The 19,504-nt window shown below is 37.6% G+C and carries 13 protein-coding genes; 7 read left to right on the top strand and 6 right to left on the bottom strand.

Annotated features, from left to right (window positions below):
• Positions 1–171: 171 nt before the first annotated feature.
• The 4 genes from pflA to ycaO all read right to left on the bottom strand — a co-directional run bounded on the left by pflA (position 172) and on the right by ycaO (position 6,652).
• Positions 172–912, bottom strand: a complete 741-nt coding sequence (pflA, locus tag INT39_RS04180; protein ID WP_193014188.1) for a pyruvate formate lyase 1-activating protein — start codon at positions 910–912, stop codon at positions 172–174.
• Positions 913–1,019: 107 nt separating this feature from the next.
• Positions 1,020–3,302: a formate C-acetyltransferase gene (gene pflB, locus INT39_RS04175; RefSeq protein WP_193014189.1), complete on the bottom strand. Its 2,283-nt coding sequence runs from the start codon at positions 3,300–3,302 to the stop codon at positions 1,020–1,022.
• Between the two features lie 54 nt (positions 3,303–3,356).
• Positions 3,357–4,211 (bottom strand): formate transporter FocA, encoded by an 855-nt coding sequence (gene focA, locus INT39_RS04170; protein ID WP_193014190.1) that lies wholly within the window; start codon positions 4,209–4,211, stop codon positions 3,357–3,359.
• Between the two features lie 671 nt (positions 4,212–4,882).
• Positions 4,883–6,652: a 30S ribosomal protein S12 methylthiotransferase accessory factor YcaO gene (ycaO, locus tag INT39_RS04165; protein WP_226944493.1), complete on the bottom strand. Its 1,770-nt coding sequence runs from the start codon at positions 6,650–6,652 to the stop codon at positions 4,883–4,885.
• A 216-nt stretch (positions 6,653–6,868) separates the two neighbouring features.
• On the opposite strand from ycaO, the gene ansB reads away from it, so the two are divergent.
• Positions 6,869–7,906: an L-asparaginase 2 gene (gene ansB, locus INT39_RS04160; protein WP_193014192.1), complete on the top strand. Its 1,038-nt coding sequence runs from the start codon at positions 6,869–6,871 to the stop codon at positions 7,904–7,906.
• A 70-nt stretch (positions 7,907–7,976) separates the two neighbouring features.
• Here the strand turns inward: ansB and INT39_RS04155 are convergent, their stop codons facing one another.
• Positions 7,977–9,221 (bottom strand): filamentous hemagglutinin N-terminal domain-containing protein, encoded by a 1,245-nt coding sequence (locus INT39_RS04155; protein WP_193014193.1) that lies wholly within the window; start codon positions 9,219–9,221, stop codon positions 7,977–7,979.
• Positions 9,222–9,363: 142 nt separating this feature from the next.
• Positions 9,364–10,800 (bottom strand): MFS transporter, encoded by a 1,437-nt coding sequence (locus INT39_RS04150; protein WP_193014194.1) that lies wholly within the window; start codon positions 10,798–10,800, stop codon positions 9,364–9,366.
• Positions 10,801–10,936: 136 nt separating this feature from the next.
• On the opposite strand from INT39_RS04150, the gene serC reads away from it, so the two are divergent.
• From serC to INT39_RS04120, 6 genes are all read left to right on the top strand, one after another.
• Positions 10,937–12,025: a 3-phosphoserine/phosphohydroxythreonine transaminase gene (gene serC, locus INT39_RS04145; protein WP_193014195.1), complete on the top strand. Its 1,089-nt coding sequence runs from the start codon at positions 10,937–10,939 to the stop codon at positions 12,023–12,025.
• 189 nt (positions 12,026–12,214) lie between these two features.
• A complete protein-coding gene (aroA, locus tag INT39_RS04140; RefSeq protein ID WP_193014196.1) occupies positions 12,215–13,501 on the top strand; it encodes a 3-phosphoshikimate 1-carboxyvinyltransferase in 1,287 nt (428 codons plus the stop codon).
• Positions 13,502–13,813: 312 nt separating this feature from the next.
• The gene (gene cmk / locus INT39_RS04135) at positions 13,814–14,500 is read left to right on the top strand and encodes a (d)CMP kinase (RefSeq protein WP_193014197.1); all 687 of its coding nucleotides are present in this window, start codon (positions 13,814–13,816) and stop codon (positions 14,498–14,500) included.
• Positions 14,501–14,673: 173 nt separating this feature from the next.
• A complete protein-coding gene (gene rpsA / locus INT39_RS04130; protein ID WP_193014581.1) occupies positions 14,674–16,347 on the top strand; it encodes a 30S ribosomal protein S1 in 1,674 nt (557 codons plus the stop codon).
• Positions 16,348–16,411: 64 nt separating this feature from the next.
• A complete protein-coding gene (gene ihfB, locus INT39_RS04125) occupies positions 16,412–16,699 on the top strand; it encodes an integration host factor subunit beta (RefSeq protein WP_006537420.1) in 288 nt (95 codons plus the stop codon).
• A gap of 415 nt (positions 16,700–17,114) precedes the next feature.
• Complete coding sequence (locus INT39_RS04120) at positions 17,115–19,487, top strand: DNA internalization-related competence protein ComEC/Rec2 (RefSeq protein WP_226944491.1); 2,373 nt, start codon at positions 17,115–17,117, stop codon at positions 19,485–19,487.
• Positions 19,488–19,504 lie beyond the last annotated feature (17 nt).

The following is a 19,504-nucleotide window of genomic DNA, read 5'->3' as shown; positions in this document are numbered from 1 at the left end:
TTTATTTAATAAAGAATATATGATTCATCGGGTAAAACGTTTAAAACGGATGAAAATAAAAGGGAGAAGATAATAGAACAAGTCTCTCTAATATTAACCTTATTTTATCTTTACAGACAAAAAAACAGCGCTTAAAAACGCTGCTTCTTAAATAAATCTTAAGTGAAAAACTTAATATATGACTTTATGGCCATAAGACTCAAGGATGGATTTTACATTTTCCATCGTCTCTTTTGACGGTGGATGAATACCATCAAGTTTATATTCTTCGCCTAACGCGACCCATTTATGTTTGCCGAGTTCGTGGTAAGGAAGAAGCTCTACTTTTTCGATGTTCTTCATATCTTTAATAAATTCGCCTAAACGATGAGTTGAATCATCATCATCAGACCAGCCGGGTACAACTACATAACGAATCCATGTTTTTTGGCCTCGTTTGGCTAAATAACGCGCGAATTCAAGTGTGCGTTGGTTTGATACACCCACTAATTTTTGATGAATTTCATCATTAATTTGTTTTAAATCGAGCATAACCAGGTCAGTGGCATCGATTAATTCATCAATCACAGGATCATAACGACGAACAAAGCCGTTAGTATCTAAGCAAGTATGGATATTTTCTTTTTGACATGCGCGGAACCAATCGCGCACAAACTCTGCTTGCAAAATCGCTTCACCGCCAGAAGCAGTAACGCCGCCACCAGAAGCATTCATAAAATGACGATAGGTAACCGCCTCTTTCATTAGTTCATCAACTGTGACGATTTGCCCACCATGAGTATCCCATGTGTCACGGTTGTGACAATAGAGGCATCTCATTAGGCATCCCTGAAAGAAAACAATGAAACGTATTCCGGGACCATCAACAGTACCGCAGGATTCAAATGAGTGGATACGACCAAGTACGGACATAACAGGGTTACTCCAAAACTGTCTAGATAAAAAGGCCCCAAAGTAGGGGCCTTTATTCTAAGCGATTTTATCTACTTTCTCAGTAAATAAATGCATTAGTTATCAAATTACATTGTTTTTGTAAATGTACGGGTGATAACGTCTTGCTGTTGCTCTTTAGTCAGTGAGTTAAAGCGAACTGCATAACCAGAAACACGGATAGTTAACTGAGGATATTTTTCAGGATCTTCCATTGCTTCTAACAGCATTTCACGGTTCATCACGTTAACGTTCAGATGCTGACCACCTTCAATACCTGCTTCATGGTGGAAGTAACCATCCATCAGGCCTGCAAGGTTCGCTTTACGAACATCATCATCTTTACCTAACGCATTAGGTACGATTGAGAAGGTGTACGAAATACCGTCTTTTGCATAAGCAAATGGCAGTTTAGCAACTGAAGTCAGTGAAGCAACTGCACCTTTTTGGTCACGACCGTGCATTGGGTTAGCACCTGGTCCGAATGGCGCACCAGCACGACGACCATCTGGGGTATTACCTGTTTTCTTACCGTAAACAACGTTTGAAGTAATAGTCAGAATAGACTGTGTAGGTACCGCATTACGGTATGTACGCATTTTCTGAATTTTCTTCATGAAACGTTCAACTAAGTCACAAGCGATATCATCTACACGAGAATCGTTGTTACCAAATTGTGGGTATTCGCCTTCGATTTTGAAATCAATTGCTAAGCCGTTTTCATCACGGATAGGCGAAACTTTCGCATATTTGATAGCAGCCAGTGAGTCAGCTGCAACAGACAGACCTGCGATACCACATGCCATTGTACGATATACGTCACGGTCATGAAGTGCCATCAACGCGGCTTCATAGCTGTATTTATCGTGCATATAGTGGATAACGTTCAGTGCAGTTACATACTGAGTTGCTAACCAATCCATAAAGTGGTCCATTTGGTTCATCACAGTATCGAAGTTTAATACTTCGTCCATGATTGGCGCATGTTTTGGACCTACTTGGATTTTCAGTTTTTCATCAACACCACCATTGATGGTATACAGTAAAGTTTTGGCTAAGTTTGCACGAGCGCCAAAGAACTGCATTTGTTTACCAACAACCATTGGGCTAACACAACATGCGATTGCATAGTCATCGCTGTCGAAGTCAGGACGCATTAAGTCATCATTTTCGTACTGAATTGATGAAGTATCGATGGAGACTTTTGCTGCGTATTTTTTGAAGTTGATAGGCAGTTGTTCTGACCACAGGATGGTCATGTTTGGTTCTGGTGACGGACCCATTGTGTACAGGGTATTTAAGAAACGGAATGTATTCTTAGTTACCATAGTACGGCCATCTAAGCCCATACCTGCTAAAGATTCTGTTGCCCAGATTGGGTCACCAGAGAACAGCTCATCATATTCAGGAGTACGTAAGAAACGAACCATACGTAATTTCATGACTAAATGGTCAATTAACTCTTGAGCTTGTTCTTCATTCAGAAGGCCAGCATCAATATCACGTTGGATATAGATATCTAAGAAAGTAGATACACGACCAAATGACATTGCCGCGCCGTTTTGAGATTTAACAGCAGCTAAGTAACCGAAATAAGTCCATTGTACAGCTTCTTTTGCATTTTGAGCAGGACGAGAAATATCATAACCGTATTTCGCAGCCATTTCTTGGATTTGACCTAAAGCAGCGTGCTGCTCTGCGATTTCTTCACGCAGTTGGATAGTCATTTCCAGATCTTCGCCTTTTTCCATTCTTTCTTGTAAAGAAGTGAATTGAGCGAATTTGTCTTTACGCAGGAAGTCGATACCGTACAGTGCAACACGACGGTAGTCACCGATGATACGTCCACGACCATAAGCATCTGGTAAGCCTGTTAAGATACCAGATTTACGGCATTTCATGATGTCTGGAGTATAAACATCGAAAACGCCTTGGTTGTGAGTTTTACGGTAATCAGTAAAGATTTTTTTCAGTTCTGGGTCCAGCTCACGATCATAAGCTTGGCAAGAACTTTCAACCATACGGATACCACCGAATGGGATGATCGCACGTTTCAGAGGTGCATCAGTCTGTAAACCTACGACTTGTTCTAAATCTTTAGTAATGTAACCCGCATCGTGAGATGTGATAGTTGAAGCAACAGAAGTATCAAAATCAACCGGCGCATGCGTGCGGTTTTCGATTTTGATGCCTTCCATAACTTGTTCCCAAAGTGTATCAGTTGCTTTAGTGGAACCTGCTAGGAAAGATTCGTCGCCTTCATATGGAGTATAGTTTTTTTGAATAAAGTCACGAACGTTAACACCGTTCTGCCATTCACCTTCAGAAAAACCTTTCCATGCTTCAGCAAATTTTTCATTTAAATCAGACATGATACTTCTACCTTTTTACAATGGAACTTAAGAAATCAGTCATACCTGCACGGATTAATGCTTGTCACCGCGCAGATACATTAACCAGTATACCAGACCGACTAGGACTGCTCCGCCAATAATGTTACCGATAGTGACGGGTACTAAATTATCAACGAGGAAATTTGATATCGTTAAATCTGAAAATTGTTCGGGTGATGCACCTACTTTAGTCCAGAATTCTGCAGGTGCAAAATTCTTAATAACAATACCTAAAGGAATAAGAAACATGTTAGCGATACTGTGCTCAAAACCGCTAGCAACGAACATGCCGATAGGTAAAATTAGTGCAAAAAGCTTATCAATAAGTGTACGGCCTGCATAACTCATCCAGACTGCAAGACAAACCATCAAGTTAGCTAAAATACCTAAACAAACAGCTTCTATAAAGGTGTGTTCAACTTTATGTTGTGCGGTTTGTAAAACATTTAGCCCCCAAAGCCCATTCGCTGCCATATGCTGACCTGCGAACCACATTAAGGCGACAAAAAAGAGTGCGCCAACAAAGTTACCCAGATAGACATTTATCCAGTTCGCAAGCATTTTGCCCCAAGATATACGTCCGGTTGCTTTAGGAATAATAGTAAGAACAGTTGAGGTGAATAAATCCGCGCCACAAACGACCACGAGCATTAACCCCAGAGAGAAGCAGATCCCGCCGACTAATTTTGCCAGCCCAAATGGAACAGATGCGGTGCCTGTAGTAGCAGTAATATAAAAAACAAAAGCAATTGATATAAACATTCCCGCAGTAAATGCAGATAAGTAAGTCGTTGAGATCTGTTTATTTGCTTTATAACAACCTGCATCATCGGCAACTTTTGCCATATCAGCAGGGGATAATAAATTAAAAGGGCTGTCAGCTTTCATACTAACACTCTCTTATATGTTGGAATAATTATAGTACGCAATAATAGTAGCAAAGGGGCTTACTTCTAAAATTGATATGGATCATAGTCGCTTATTGAGATCTCATTTTTAGTGCGTAAAAACCCGCTATTTCGACTATAACTATTTGATTAATTAAGTAAAAAAATTTTTTAAAAATTATCAAAAAATTTTAGACTAGCTGGATGAATAAAGTAAAAAGTAAATATAAAGTATTATTTAAACCCCGTATGTTAATAATAAAAATAAAATTTAACGCCTTATTTACTTTTGCTATAAATATAAACATTACTTTATTTATGGTTAATCTCTATTGATTACCCCAGACATATATCCATTATAAAAATAAGGTTTTTAAATTTTTGAGACCTAGTTAAACAAATAGCAATTTAAACTAATTTTAAGCGTTATTCTTAGTGAAAAAATTCAATATGTATTTATAGTGTCATATTAAACACCTCAAATCGTCACTTTTGCCATATTTTGACACTTTTGTCGGATGACAGATTTGCCATGTTGACAAATTTGTCAAAAATTTATTTTCAGCAAAATAAAACACTCTACTTTTCAATAGAGTGTTTCACTTTAAATATGTGCTTATTATTCAGTTAAATTTAGTGATTATTTAATAAATTACCTTAAATAAAATAGGTTTATTTGCTCAATTGGCGTTTTGCTTTTTGTAATTTCTCATAAGCGGCAAGTAATGATTGATGTACAGGTAGATTGATTAAATCTGCATCAATAGGTTGTAAACCATAAAATGCTTGCTTACCTTGCATCGCATTTAGTGCGGCTTGTAGTGTCTTTTCACCATACATACGAGAGAATGCATGCATATATTGCTCGGGTTTACGCTCAGTCTCTTGTTTTAATAATAAGAGATTATGTAAACAGCGATAATAGTTTTGACGCTCTGGAGTAAACAAAGAAGCGTTGAAATCTTGAGTCCACTCAACCCAAACGAGGGCTTGGTCAAGATCACCCCCTGCAAGTGCAAGCATCGATTTTAATTCACCTACACGTAAATGACTCCAACCATTATCTTTGCCTGGTGCAATACCAATCATTTCTCTAATTCGTGTAAAGTCGTCTAAACCATCTTCATCGAATTGACCAATAAGAGAAAGGTATTCTTCGTTAGTACCTTGGCTTGTTGGTAAAGAAAGAATAGTGTCACGCCAATGTACACCCATAATGTTATTGGCTAATTGTAGATCTTCTGCAGGGTAAATATCAGATAAACCAGGCACTAAAATACGGCAAGCGTAAACGCCTAAGTGTGAGTAATCCATAATATAGACTTCAGCATCACACTGTTGGCACAGCGTCATTAAGGTGTGGAACTCTTCTTCAGTGGTGCCACTGAAATTCCAATCAGCAAAAGTATAATCGGCATCTTTTTTAAACAGATCCCAACTTATTAAGCCGCTTGAATCAATAAAGTGTGTTTCAAGATTGGTGTGATCACCCACTTCTTCATCATCAAAGCTTGGTGGATTGAAAACATCCAGATCTTTAAGGCTACGGCCTTGTAATAACTCAGTGACGGTACGCTCTAACGCTACACCAAAATCAGGGTGAGCACCAAAAGAGGCAAAACAAGTACCATTTTGTGGGTTAAATAACACCACACAAATAACAGGGAATTTCCCACCTAAAGACGCATCAAAGCTAAAGATTGGGAAACCTTCTTGCTCTAAGGTGTTAATCGCTTCAATAACAGCAGGGTAGCGCGCTAAAACTTCTTTAGGAATTTCAGGTAAGCTAATTCTTTCAGTGATAATGCGATTTTTTACATAGCGTTCGAAAACCTCAGAAAGTCCCTGAACGCGAGCTTCATTCTTTGTATTCCCTGCTGACATACCATTAGATGCATATAAGTTAGCAATAATGTTGACAGGAATATAAACAGGCTTTTCATCAGACTGACGTATAAATGGTAGGGCGCAAATTCCGCGATCATGATTACTTGATTGTAAATCAACTAACTCACTACCACATAACTCACCTTCAGGATCATAAAATTCACGTAAACGTGTATCTAATAAGCCAGCAGGAACAGAATCATCTTCTGTTAGTGGGAACCATTTTTCACTTGGATAGTGAACAAATTCACCTTCTGCAATATCAGCACCTAGCCAGAAATCAGAGAAGAAATAATTGGTTGAAAGACGTTCAAAATATTCGCCTAATGCAGAAGCTAATGCTGCTTTTTTACTGGCACCTTTACCGTTGGTAAAACATAAAGGGCAATCTTTATCACGAATATGAACAGACCAGACATTAGGAACAGGGTTTAACCAAGACGCTTCTTCAATGTTAAAGCCTAAGTCGGTTAATTTTTTTTGAAAGCTAGCGATAGAATCTTCCAGTGCGGCATCTTTGCCAGGAATAAATGTTTGTGACATGGCAGGTTTCATCAATATTTTGCTGGTGATAGTTAGGGGCACATGATACTGAAATCCCCTGTAATGCACTAATAATTTCTCTCATTTACCAAAGACTAACCATATTCATAATTAATAATTTATTTGATATATGAGTTTTTTTAATAAATACGTTCGATTTATCACGGAATTAATAATTTTAAATCATCATAATTGGATTTATTTATAAACTCATAAGGGATCAGTTCGATGATGAAAAAAACATTGCTTGCCAGCCTATTAGCTGTAGCTAGTGGTTCTGTTTTTGCCTTACCTAATGTCACTATTTTGGCAACCGGTGGTACAATTGCGGGGGGCGGTGATTCAGCAACAACATCAAGCTATACCGCAGGTAAATTAGGTATTGATACGTTGATTAATGCCGTCCCCGAGGCTAAAAAAATCGCTAATTTAAACGGTGAGCAAGTCGTTAATATTGGTTCTCAAGATATGAATGACCAAGTATGGCTCAAGCTGGCTGATAAAATTAATGCCGATTGCGATAAAACAGACGGCTTTGTGATCACTCATGGTACCGATACCATGGAAGAAACAGCCTACTTTCTTGATTTAACCACAGCATGTAAGAAACCAGTTGTTATGGTGGGTGCAATGCGTCCTGCAACTGCATTAGGCGCTGAAGGTCCTTTAAATCTTTTTAACGCAGTTGTGATTGCCAGTGATAAAGCGTCTGAAAATCGTGGTGTGTTAGTCACCATGAATAATGCCGTTATCAGTGGTAAAGATGTCGTGAAAATGAACACGACGGAAGTACAAGCCTTCCAACCAGTTAATGCGGGTGCTCAAGGTTATGTACATAACGGTAAAGTTCATTTTTATACGGCTGCATTGCCTCGTGCCGATAAGCCCGTCTTTGATGTGAGTAAACTGACTGAATTACCTAAAGTAGGCATTGTCTATAACTACTCAAATGCCTCTGATTTACCTGCCAAAGCTTTTATTGATAATGACTATAAAGGTATTGTGAGTGCGGGTGTAGGTAACGGTAATTTATATACTGATATTTTTAATACTTTAGCAGACGGTGCTAAAAAAGGTGTCGTTGTTGTTCGCGCAAGTCGTGTGCCTGTAGGTTTTACAACACAAAATGGTGAAGTGGATGATGTAAAATACGGTTTTGTGGCATCTGAACGATTAAATCCACAAAAAGCAAGAGTATTATTACAATTGTCATTAACACAAACACAAGAGCCTGCCAAGATCCAAGAGAATTTCGAAAAATATTAATTCAAAGTAGTTTGAATAAGAATGAAGCCTTGTTACAAGGCTTCATTCTCCGTTCATTATCAATACAAAATTAATGAGTATGTTTTAAGGTTAAGAATTGGAAAACACCTCTATTATTAAAAGAGTGATGATTTAATGATGTAATGACTCTGTTTTTTTCATTATTATTTATTTCATTATCATTTATTTCTTCCATTGAAGACGTTGAGTTATATATATGAGGTAAGTAATGAAAAATATAGCCTGACTCCATGTTGATTATTGTGGATGTGCGCTCTTTGTTTAAAATTAAATTTTCCGTAAAAATAGAGTTGTGATTTTCAAGTTTACTTCGATTATAAAGTGATAAATTTGTTATTCTACTATTTAGATAACCATGATTTTTCACTTGAGACTGATTTGCATAAATAGTAATTTCATTGTCACTGTATATGCTACCACTTAAGTTTGATGGGATAGCATTAGTAGTCTCTTTATTACCAATTATCAAATAGTTGTTGTTGGGGCGTTTTGGTAAGTTTTTTACAGGTCGATTAGCGCGACTGAGCGGATTTAAGACTGATGGGGAATTAAACTTAGCCATAGGGTAATATAAATTCATTGTGCTATCTAAATTATGTATCACATTGTAATTATTAAAGAAATTAATATTGTTAGATGAGGATATTTTATTATTAATTGTTATTCCATGGCTAATAATATTTAATTGATTATATATGGTGTTATTGTCGATGCTTTTTGAATTTATAATGTTTATTTTCCCACGGTTAGGGATAAATTTAGAGTGATCTGAGGATGATATATCGGGTAATTCTGTGGCATTATAAATAGCAACGGTATTGTTAAGCCTCTGAACACTTCCACTAACAAGTGTTTCAGATAATGTGTTTGAAAAGCTACAATTATCACAAGTAATACCATTAGGGTTAGCAATAATAACGTGAGCTGCTTGTCCCTTGATGCCAATATTACCCTCTATTAAAGAGGTTGGACCATTGTTAATCACTTCATTAATAATATAGTCAGCTTTTACCTGGGTGTTATTTAAAATAATACCGCCATCATCAACACGGAAACGGTCATATTTATTGTGTGAAATATGGTTTTCATCTTTAGGTGAGATGAAAATTTCAGCGACTTCATCATTATTTAGGCTCGCTTTAACTGTAGTTAGAGAATCTTTGTTGATAAGAATTTCAGTACCATCTTCATATTCAGCATATTCTTTATTAATAGCATAATGTTCTTGATTATCTGCCTGACATATTGATGATGCAGATATTAAACCCATTATTATTGCAGTTTTTAAATTCATATAGTTTTCCTTTCTTATTTAAATCTAAGTTTAATTTATAGATAATAATGAAAGGAATAAAGATGATAAAATAAAAAGGGTCTTTATTTATAAATAACGCAAAGACTATTTTTTAATAGTCTTTGCGTTAATAAATATAAATCTATAAATTTGATTTTTTATAACGAACAACAACAATATTAGCTGTGAAAAAAGCAAATAGAGGCGTGATTGCAAAAACAATAAATAACCAATGTGCCGCATTTTGAGCACCTATAATTCCGCCTGGTTCAGTTAACCCTGCCATATTAACCACAGTACCTGATATTGAGGCACCAACGGCGGTTGAAAATAATTGGATAGTCGTAATTGATGTCGCTGCTTTTTGGGCATCTTGGCCCTGAGAAACATGTAAAACACGAGTTAAATAATGAGGCCATGCCATACCAATGCCTGCACCCGTAAAAAATAGCGCCACACAAATAATGATCATTTGCCCATAAGGTAATGTGATGCTCTTGGATATAAATAAACCGAGAATAACTATCGCAGAAAAGTTAATCATAGGACCAAAACGCATTAAGTGTTGAGCAGTATGTTGCTTACTTGATGAAGAAATAATGGCAGAGAAAGACCAACCCGCACCAACCAATGCAGCTAAATAACCGGAAAGTAGTGGGGTAATATTATGGATAATTTGCAAGAAATAGGGCACAAAGACTTCTGTTTGTACACTGATCCCTAATAATGCCATTGTGAGGTATATTGGTGCTAAAGGTGCAGAAAAAGAAAATGTGCCTTTAGGAAATAAACCATCATTAGATTTTTTATCAATGTGTATTAAAAGTAAGATAAAGAGAATGGCAAATAAAAATGATAATACGTGATATAACGTGATGTTATAAAGACTGCCGATTGAAATAGATAATACAGCAAGCATTAATAAAATAAGTTGCTGATAAGGTAAAGGGGATTTTGCAACGATATTATCAGCATTATTTTCTGTAGGAAGAATAGTAAATAATAAAATAGCATAGGGAATGCCAACGAATAAGATAGACCAAAATGCGCCCCGCCAAATATCATACTCTGCAAATATCCCACCTAATGCAGGGCCTAATAATGTTGATATTCCCCACATACTTGACATTAATGCCATGGCTCTAGACCAAAGGGGTTGTGGAAACATCACTCTGACTAATGAATAGGCAAGGGCTAATAGCATACCGCCCCCAGCTCCTTGTATAAACCGCCCTAACAGTAATATATACATTGATGGTGCGGTTGCGCAGATAATTGAACCGGCTAAAAAACAAATGGTAGCAAAAAGGTAACTATTACGAGGCGCAAATACACTGAGTAAGCGCGAAGTAAGTGCTGAAGAGAGAATAGACGCTAAAATAAAAACGGTTGTATTCCATGCATATAAATTGAGGCCGCCAATATCGCGTACAATTGAAGGCAGTGTTGTTATCGTGATATAGACATTAATCGCATGTAATGCGACACCTCCTGCTAACGCGAGAGATTTTAGACTATTTTTTCCATGAAGAAGCATTCCCCAGCTCGCTTCTTCTTTTTTATTTAGACTCCCCGACATAAAACACTCCTAACCGTTATTCTTACGCACTGCGTATTATGCGTTACTTCACAATAATCATTGCGCCAATTTAACGGGAATGATACAACCGATAAAGGTCATTTTGTAAAAACATATTCAGATAGGGTGAATTTGAATGAGTCAGATATATAACTTTAGTGCAGGTCCGGCTATGTTACCGGTAGAAGTTCTCCGTCGTGCAGAATTAGAATTATGCAACTGGCATGAACTTGGGCGCTCGGTGATGGAAATTAGCCACCGCAGTAAAGAGTTTCTAGATGTTGCTCATCAGGCAGAGCAAGATCTTCGTGATCTACTCAATGTGCCAGAAAACTACAAAATTCTTTTTTGTCATGGTGGTGCTCGTGGTCATTTTGCTGCTTTGCCGCTTAATTTATTAGGTGAAAAAGCAACTGCAGACTACATTGATGGTGGTTATTGGGCACAGAGTGCTGCCGAAGAAGCTGCTAAATATTGCTCGCCAAATATCATTAAAATTAAAACAGAAATTGATGGCAAAATTGGTGTTAAGCCAATGAAAGAGTGGAAATTAAGTGATGATGCTGCTTATGTACATTATTGCCCAAATGAAACTATTGACGGAATTGCTATTCATGAAGAGCCCGATTTTGATGATAAAAAAATTGTGATTGCGGACTATTCATCTTCTATCTTATCGCAACCACTTGATGTTAGCCGTTTTGGTGTGATCTATGCGGGGGCACAAAAAAATATCGGCCCAGCGGGTTTAACCATTGTTATTATTCGTGAAGATTTATTGGGCAACGCGCACAAAGAAACACCGTCTGTGTTTGATTATACGGTGCTTGCTGAAAATGACTCTATGTTTAATACTCCACCAACCTTTGCTTGGTATTTATCCGGCATGGTCTTTAAATGGCTGAAAGAGCAAGGTGGGTTACAAGAAATGGCAAAACGTAACTATGAAAAAGCGACGCTTCTTTATAGTGCCATTGATAATAGCGATTTTTATATTAATCGCATTGCGACAGAAAACCGTTCACTAATGAACGTACCTTTCCAAATGTCGTCTCCTGAACTGGATTCTGTTTTCTTAAAAGAAGCTGAAGCACAAGGTCTGGTTGCTTTAAAAGGCCACCGCGTATCAGGGGGAATGCGTGCTTCAATTTATAACGCAATGCCATTAGAAGGTGTTCAAGCCTTAGTGGATTTTATGGCTGATTTTGAACGTCGCCACGCATAATTGGTTTATTCTAGGCTAAGAAAACCTGCCCATAATAGCAGGTTTTCTTATCATTAAAGATGTTAATAATTAAAATTGAGTTAGCTCAGTACGAAAATAATAAATAAAAATATAGAAACCGAATAATTTAATTATGAATTAAATAACGTCTAGTTTTATTTTACTTATCTATTGGAGTTCTACCTGTTTATGGAATCGTTGACGTTACAACCTATCGCGCATGTTGAAGGGACTATTAATTTACCCGGATCAAAAAGTGTTTCTAACCGCGCATTATTATTAGCCGCCTTAGCTAAAGGTAAAACACGTTTAACTAACTTATTAGATAGCGATGATATTCGTCATATGCTTAATGCTTTAAAAACATTGGGTATACAGTATCAGTTATCAAATAATAATACGGTATGTGATATTGAAGGTTTAGGTGGTGAATTTAAATCACACTCTCCACTAGAGCTCTTTTTAGGTAATGCTGGTACGGCAATGCGCCCATTAGCAGCGGCATTAAGCTTAGGTGAGCATGATATTATTTTAACGGGTGAACCGCGCATGAAAGAGCGTCCAATAGGACACTTAGTTGACGCTTTACGTCAAGGTGGTGCTAACATTGATTACCTTGAACAGACAGATTATCCACCTATTCGCCTACGAGGTGGTTTTAAGGGAGGGGATGTTGCCGTAGATGGTCGAGTTTCTAGTCAATTTCTTACTGCGTTATTAATGACCGCACCATTAGCTCAGCAAGACACCACTATCACTATTAAAGGTGAGCTAGTATCAAAACCTTATATCGATATTACCTTAGCATTAATTAACACTTTTGGTGGTAAGATTGAAAATCATGATTATCAACGTTTTGTGGTAAAAGGTGGGCAACAATATCAATCACCAGAAAAATACCTTGTAGAAGGCGATGCATCATCAGCATCTTATTTCTTAGCCGCAGCTGCCATTAAAGGTGGTACTGTTCGCGTGACAGGGATTGGCAGAAATAGCTTACAAGGCGATATTCATTTTGCTTCTGTTCTTGAAAAAATGGGTGCGAAAGTTCGTTGGGGTGATGATTATATCGAATGTGAACACGGCACATTAAAAGGTATTGATATGGATATGAATACGATACCTGACGCCGCAATGACCATTGCTACGACAGCACTATTTGCTGAAGGTGATACTGTTATTCGTAATATTTATAACTGGCGCGTAAAAGAAACCGATAGATTATCAGCAATGGCGGCAGAATTACGAAAAGTGGGGGCCATTGTTGAAGAAGGACATGATTACTTAAAGGTGACGCCTCCTAAGCAGTTAACCACCGCTGATATCAAAACTTATAATGATCATCGTATTGCAATGTGTTTTTCGCTGGTGGCACTTTCGGATACACCGATTACGATCCTAGATCCAGGTTGCACTGCAAAAACATTTCCTGATTATTTTGAAAAATTAGAAACACTTTCACAGCGTAATCATTAATATAAAATGAACTAAAAAAAACAGTCAAAATTAAATCAGTTAAATCGACACTATTGAACTTTATAAGGAATAATAGTGTCGATTTTTTCTTGTAATGAGTTATTTTTTTCTAAAAAATAATGGATCTTGAAAAAATAATATTGAATAAATCTCCCTTGTGTTTATCTGCTTGTTTCTTCCTATACATTGTATGCGTATAATGGCGCGCAATATATTCATACTGTTTTTCTTTGTTTGAGCAATATGCCTATTATATCAATGTAGTAAAGGTGGCAAACACAGAAACGCAGTGCCCATATAAAGGAGAAACTCATGGCGATTATCGTCCCTGTTATTACTGTTGATGGGCCTAGCGGAGCAGGTAAAGGAACATTATGTCAAGCATTAGCGAAAGCGTTTGGTTGGCACTTACTTGATTCGGGTGCTATTTATCGTGTGCTGGCATTAGCCGCTTTACACCACGATGTTGATATCACTTCTGAAGATGCATTAGTGCCATTAGCGGCTAATTTAGATGTACGCTTTATTCCTACTGAAAATGGTTTAAATGTTATCCTTGAAGGCGAAGATGTATCGAATGAAATTCGAACAGAAACAGTCGGAAATACAGCATCACAAACAGCGACTTTCCCTCGAGTAAGAGAAGCATTATTACGTCGCCAACGTGCGTTTCGTACTGCGCCAGGATTAATTGCAGATGGCCGAGACATGGGAACAATCGTTTTCCCAGATGCTCAAGTAAAAATTTTTCTTGAAGCTAGTGCAGAAGAACGAGCACGTCGTCGCACGTTACAGTTGCAGGAAAAAGGCTTTAATGTTAACTTTGAACGCCTTTTATCCGAGATAAAAGAACGCGATCACCGTGACCGGAATCGCGCTGTTGCGCCACTTATTGCGGCGAAAGATGCATTAATTCTCGATTCTACAAGTTTGTCTATCGACGAAGTCATTGAAAAATCGTTGACTTATGCTAAAAAAAATCTGCAATTATCAGCGTAATTAATTTTTATTTCGTTTATACTAGGTAATTATCAAAATCGGGTTGACGTGTTAATGAAAACACAATAATGCCCGATGACCTTGTCACAAAGGATGTAACGAGGTATGTGAAACAACCCCATTCGGCCGGATGCTAAATGGACGTTAATTAAATTTACTTGAAGATCATTAACATGACAGAATCTTTTGCTCAACTCTTTGAAGAATCCCTAAAAACAATCGAAACTCGTCCTGGCGCTATCGTTCGCGGCGTTGTAGTTGCTATCGATAAAGACGTTGTTCTGGTTGATGCAGGTCTGAAATCAGAATCTGCTATTCCTGTAGAACAATTCAAAAACGCTCAAGGCGAATTAGAAATCCAAGTGGGCGACGAAATTGATGTTGCTCTGGACGCGGTTGAAGATGGCTTCGGTGAAACCGTTCTGTCTCGTGAGAAAGCAAAACGTCACGAAGCGTGGCTGATGCTGGAAAAAGCTTACGAAGAAAACGAAACTGTTGTTGGTATCATCAACGGTAAAGTTAAAGGTGGTTTCACTGTTGAACTGAATGGCATTCGTGCGTTCTTACCAGGTTCACTGGTAGACGTTCGCCCAGTTCGCGATACAACTCATCTGGAAAACAAAGAGCTTGAGTTCAAAGTCATCAAATTAGACCAAAAACGTAATAACGTTGTTGTGTCTCGTCGTGCGGTTATCGAATCTGAAAACAGCGCAGAACGCGATCAGTTATTAGAAAATCTGCAAGAAGGCATGGAAGTTAAAGGTATCGTTAAGAACCTTACTGACTACGGTGCATTCGTTGATCTGGGCGGTGTTGACGGCTTACTGCACATCACTGACATGGCTTGGAAACGTGTTAAACACCCAAGCGAAATTGTCAATGTTGGCGACGAAATCACTGTTAAAGTCCTGAAATTCGACCGTGAACGTACTCGCGTATCATTAGGTCTGAAACAACTGGGCGAAGATCCATGGGTAGCTATCGCTAAACGTTATCCAGAAAGTACTAGACTGACTGGTCGTGTAACTAACCTGACTGATTACGGCTGCTTCGTAGAAATCGAAGAAGGCGTTGAAGGTCTGGTACACGTTTCTGAAATGGATTGGACTAACAAAAACATTCACCCATCTAAAGTTGTTAACGTTGGTGATGTTGTTGAAGTTATGGTTCTTGACATCGATGAAGAACGTCGCCGTATTTCACTGGGTCTGAAACAATGCAAATCTAACCCATGGCAGCAGTTTGCAGAAACTCACAACAAGAACGACCGTGTTGAAGGTAAAATCAAGTCTATCACTGACTTCGGTATCTTCATCGGTTTAGACGGCGGTATCGACGGTCTGGTTCATTTATCTGACATTTCTTGGAATGTTGCAGGTGAAGAAGCCGTTCGTGAATACAAAAAAGGCGACGAAATCGCTGCTGTAGTTCTGCAAGTTGATGCTGAACGTGAACGTATCTCACTGGGCGTTAAACAATTATCAGAAGATCCATTCAATAATTACCTGTCTGCTCACAAAAAAGGTGCTATTGTTTCTGGTAAAGTAACTGCTGTTGACGCTAAAGGCGCAACTGTAGAATTAGCTGACGGTGTTGAAGGTTACCTGCGTGCTTCAGAAGCTTCACGTGACCGTATTGAAGATGCAACTCTGGTTCTGAATGTTGGCGAAGCTGTAGAAGCTAAATATACTGGCGTTGACCGTAAAAACCGCGTTATCAACTTATCTGTTCGTGCTAAGGACGAAGCAGACGAGAAAGACGCTATCGCTTCTGTAAACAATAAAGAAGAAGTTGGTTTTTCAAACAACGCTATGGCTGAAGCTTTCAAAGCAGCTAAAGGCGAATAATTTAAGTTATTAACGGAAGGCAACGTTAAACGTTGCCTATTTATCGGTAGTTTAGGGAGGTAATATGACCAAGTCTGAGTTAATCGAGAGACTTGCAGGCCTACAATCTCATCTTTCGGCTAAGACGGTTGAAGAAGCTGTAAAAGAAATGCTTGATCATATGGCTGATACTTTAGCTGATGGTGAGCGTATCGAAGTCCGCGGATTCGGCAGTTTTTCTCTACACTACCGTGCGCCGCGTACGGGTCGTAACCCGAAGACTGGTGATAAAGTAGACCTGGAAGGTAAATACGTTCCACACTTTAAGCCAGGCAAAGAGTTGCGTGACCGCGTAAATATTTACACGGAATAATAACTCCTGTCGAAATGGCACGATGTTAGTTAACTTTCTCAAAAACGACACTTAGGTGTCGTTTTTTTATTCTTTTTTATTCATATTTATTATCTTTTATTAATTCTGTATTATTCCTTTCTGGTTCTCGCCTTTAATTCCTTCTTTCATTTTATGAAATCTCTGTTACTCAAGTTATCCTCTTTCTTACTTTTTCTTGTATTACTTTATTGTAGTTTAATTTTAATTTCTCGATTTAATCACCATTCTCACTAAATTGTTTTAGTTTTTTCGAGCACCTTCTCAAAAGATAGTGTATATGACAAAACGGCTTTTCTTTTTTATAAAGAGGCTCTAAAAAACAGCCTTAATAGCTATCTTTAGTTTTATTATAATCTCATGATATATAAAGAAATTATTTGAGGTGGAAATAGGAATGATGATTTTATTGGAGAAGATAATAAGTGCTTTTCAGCTGAGAATATTGCTAATAAAACAGCACTGCTTTCATTCAACATACTTTCAACGATTGTATTTTACGACGCTGACTTTAGATCATATTACTTTAGCTATAATATTAGGGTGTTTGCCTTTATTAATGCAACATACACTTTTTAGTCAAATTACTTATTATATTGTCATTACTATCGCAATAATTTTATTGCTAATACCTTTCTCTTTAATTCGTTTTTTAGCATTATTTTTATTTTTCTGGGTTTATTCAAATCTTGCTGCACAATCGTTAATGGCGAGAACAACACAGCTTGTTGATAATATTGCGACATTTGAAACTCCTATTATTGAATATCGTGAATTATCAGATGGTAGTCTGATTGTTAAAATTCCTATACCTAAAGAACATGTATTTTCTTCCACTATTTACGCTAGTGTATATTGGCGAAACCCGCCTAATAATGTCGCAATAGGACAATATTGGAAATTTAAAATTCAATTTAGAGCTGTTCACAGCTATTTAAATGAAGGTGGGTTTGATAGTCAAAAATATGCAGCTTCAATGAAAGAAACATTAGCAGGAAAAGTGATGCTAGCTACATTTGTTCATGCTGATATTCCGTTACGTACTCAGTTTATTCATACAGTTTCACCCTATTGGCAAACCGCTAAAAATAAAGGTGAAATTATTGCTTTAGTTTTAGGTGATAAACGACAAATAGATCCAGAAAGAAAAGAACTTTATATGAAAACAGGAGTTGCGCATCTTATTGTTATCTCCGGCTTACATATAGGTTTAGCTGCATTTGTAGGGTGGGTTATTGCAAGAGGAATTCAGTTTTTTTTCCCCTTAAAATGGATAAATACACAATTTCCACTGATTATTGCTTGGGGATGTGGTGTTTTTTATGCGGCATTATCGGGTTGGGGAATACCAGCAACAAGGGCCGTTATTGGGTTAAGTGTTTGGGTGATACTACATTGGGGGAGTCGATTATTCCTTCCTTGGCAGTGGGCACTTTGGAGTGCAGCCCTTATTCTTATTATTGAACCTCTTTCAATTCTTTCAGCCAGTTTTTGGCTTTCATTTTCAGCTGTATTTGCCATTATTTTTTGGTATTGGATGTGTCCATTAAAATCAAAATATAATTACCAAAAGCGTTGGTTTATTCTGAGGCTAATGCACTTACAATTTGGCTTATTAATTATTTTATTACCTTTTCAGTTTTATTTATTTGGTGGCGCTAATTTTTTTAGTTTAATCGTTAATTTATGGGCAGTTCCCATTATTTCCTTTATTACTGTTCCCTTGATAATGTTAGGATTATTGACATCATTCTTTTCATTTTCACAGCCATTGCTTTGGCACTGGGTTGATCTTTCTATCAATTTTGCTTTTTGGTGTGCTCCTGTATTTTTACCCTATTGGCAAAATAGTGGTAGGCTTTCCTTTTTAGTCGCGTTTTTGGGTATTGGAATAATTTTAGTGATACGAATGTCATGGTGGCGTCACCATTTTATTTTGCTAATCACTATTGTGACTATTTTTTATTGTGAATGTACTGCTTCCACACGTTATCAATGGCGTATATCAATGCTAGATGTAGGGCATGGTTTGGCTATTATTATTGAAAAAGAGGGGGAGGCTGTCATTTATGATACTGGGATCCGTTGGAAAAGCGGTGGTTCAATTGCGAAGAGTGTGATTATCCCTTATTTAAAGTATCATCGGCTTAATCCTGTGGCTTTGATCATTAGTCACGATCATCTTGATCATACCGGCGGAATGGATGATCTATTTATGACTTATCCTAATTTAACGTTGCGCAGTAGTTTTGATTCACCCACGCATTTACCGTGTGTACAAGGAGTATCATGGCAATGGAAAGGACTTAATTTCGATGCAATATGGCCACTGAATACCTCACGCTCTCCAAAAAACAATCAGTCTTGTGTTATTAATGTTAGTGATGGTAAACAGAATATTTTATTAACGGGCGACATAGAAAAAGAAGCCGAATCTCAATTAGTCAGGCTGGAAAAATCACAATTAAAAGCGGATATCTTGCAAGTTCCGCATCATGGTAGTCAAACATCGTCAACATTAGCGTTTATTCAAGCAGTATCACCAAAATTTGCTTTAGTTTCTGTGGCTCGTTATAGCCCTTGGCATTTACCTTCTGATAAAGTACATCACCGTTATAAAAAAGAAGCCATTAATTGGCTAACAACCCCTATTAGTGGGCAGATTTCTATCGAGTTTAATCACGATAATATTGATGTATTTACCTATAGACGAGATATTTTACCTCGTTGGTATCATCAGTGGTTTGGTGTTTTGACGTTTCCCGAGTAGAATGACCGGCTAATTAT

The sequence above is a fragment of the Pseudomonas sp. FME51 genome, from assembly GCF_014897305.1.
The sequence above is the reverse complement of the archived record's forward strand: the minus strand, read 5'-3'. Positions and strand labels throughout refer to the sequence as shown.

Bases quoted from the DNA above. Each gene is read 5' to 3' on its own strand.
- pflA (WP_193014188.1), bottom strand. From the start codon at position 912: ATGTCCGTACTTGGTCGTATCCACTCATTTGAATCCTGCGGTACTGTT.
- pflB (WP_193014189.1), bottom strand. From the start codon at position 3,302: ATGTCTGATTTAAATGAAAAATTTGCTGAAGCATGGAAAGGTTTTTCT.
- focA (WP_193014190.1), bottom strand. From the start codon at position 4,211: ATGAAAGCTGACAGCCCTTTTAATTTATTATCCCCTGCTGATATGGCA.
- ycaO (WP_226944493.1), bottom strand. From the start codon at position 6,652: ATGAAACCTGCCATGTCACAAACATTTATTCCTGGCAAAGATGCCGCA.
- ansB (WP_193014192.1), top strand. From the start codon at position 6,869: ATGATGAAAAAAACATTGCTTGCCAGCCTATTAGCTGTAGCTAGTGGT.
- INT39_RS04155 (WP_193014193.1), bottom strand. From the start codon at position 9,221: ATGAATTTAAAAACTGCAATAATAATGGGTTTAATATCTGCATCATCA.
- INT39_RS04150 (WP_193014194.1), bottom strand. From the start codon at position 10,800: ATGTCGGGGAGTCTAAATAAAAAAGAAGAAGCGAGCTGGGGAATGCTT.
- serC (WP_193014195.1), top strand. From the start codon at position 10,937: ATGAGTCAGATATATAACTTTAGTGCAGGTCCGGCTATGTTACCGGTA.
- aroA (WP_193014196.1), top strand. From the start codon at position 12,215: ATGGAATCGTTGACGTTACAACCTATCGCGCATGTTGAAGGGACTATT.
- cmk (WP_193014197.1), top strand. From the start codon at position 13,814: ATGGCGATTATCGTCCCTGTTATTACTGTTGATGGGCCTAGCGGAGCA.
- rpsA (WP_193014581.1), top strand. From the start codon at position 14,674: ATGACAGAATCTTTTGCTCAACTCTTTGAAGAATCCCTAAAAACAATC.
- ihfB (WP_006537420.1), top strand. From the start codon at position 16,412: ATGACCAAGTCTGAGTTAATCGAGAGACTTGCAGGCCTACAATCTCAT.
- INT39_RS04120 (WP_226944491.1), top strand. From the start codon at position 17,115: ATGATGATTTTATTGGAGAAGATAATAAGTGCTTTTCAGCTGAGAATA.